Origin of the sequence: Acinetobacter sp. YH12049, from assembly GCF_013419875.1 — a bacterium.
In the GTDB taxonomy this organism is placed as follows: domain Bacteria; phylum Pseudomonadota; class Gammaproteobacteria; order Pseudomonadales; family Moraxellaceae; genus Acinetobacter; species Acinetobacter amyesii.
The window spans coordinates 1-1,187 of record NZ_VOZH01000110.1 but is presented as its reverse complement, the minus strand read 5'-3'; the positions used below and the strand labels follow the sequence as shown (position 1 = coordinate 1,187).

At 39.3% G+C, this 1,187-nt stretch carries 1 pseudogene; it reads left to right on the top strand.

Annotated elements, in window-relative coordinates:
- Window positions 1-43 precede the first annotated feature (43 nt).
- Window positions 44-1,187 (top strand): annotated as a pseudogene (locus tag FTU05_RS18065) (IS3 family transposase); the annotation flags it as partial.

Below are 1,187 nucleotides of genomic sequence, written 5' to 3'. Positions count from 1 at the left end.
TGTCCCGTCCTGAAATAAGTTTACACCTTAAGAGACTTATTTTATGGAACATGCACAAGAACAACGAGTTAAACGCACACAACGTGATTATAGCTTCGCCTTTAAAATGATGGTTGTACATGAAGTAGAAAAAGGGCAAATTACTTATAAACAAGCTCAGGCAAAATATGGTATTCAAGGAAGATCAACTGTGCTGGTATGGTTACGCAAGCACGGACAACAGGACTGGACTTCGAATATGCCGACTTCTTCTAAACGCCAATTAACCCCCCAACAACGAATCCGCCAATTAGAAAAGCAGTTAGCCGCAGAAAAGCTTAAAACTGAATTTATTCAGGATGTGATTTATCACATTGATAAAGAATGTGGGACTGATCTTGGAAAAAAGTATACCGAGCACGTTTCAAAGATTGGCAAAGCCAAAGAAGACTAAGCGTTTCACGTTATTGTCAGTGGTTGGGAATCACCCGACAAGCTTATTATCAAGCAGAAAAACGTGCTCAAATGACTGCACAAGCAACTGAACAAATACTTGAGTTGGTTATGGAATATCGTTGTCTCATGCCAAGTATCGGAACACGTAAGCTGTATTGGCTTATTAAAGGCAAATTGTTGCAGCGTGGTTTAAAGTGTGGACGAGATCAGTTATTTAAAATATTGAAAGAGCATAATTTATTGATTCGCCCCAAGCGTCGCTATACAAAAACTACGGATAGCAAGCATTGGATGAAGAAGCATCCAAATTTATTAAAGGATTATTCAGCAGTGCAAGCCAACGAAGTCTTTGTTAGTGATATTACTTATGTTGAGAGTGCTGAAGGCGTACATTATTTATCCTTAGTGACAGATGCTTATACCCGTCAGATTAAAGGTTATAAGTTATCGAATGATATGCGTGCGGAGAATGTTGTGCAGGCTCTACATATGGCGATGCAGCATGTGACGGATCGAGCGACAAGGATGATTCATCATTCAGACAGAGGCTCTCAGTATTGCTCTGAACTATATCAATCGGCATTACGCCATTATGGGGTATGTCCTTCTATGACAGATGGAGGAGACTGTTACCAGAATGCATTAGCAGAGCGGATTAATGGAATATTAAAGCAGGAGTTTTTAATTACACGATGTCAAACCATGAAGGAGTTAGATCACTTAATTGCGGAATCTATTATGATTTATAATTG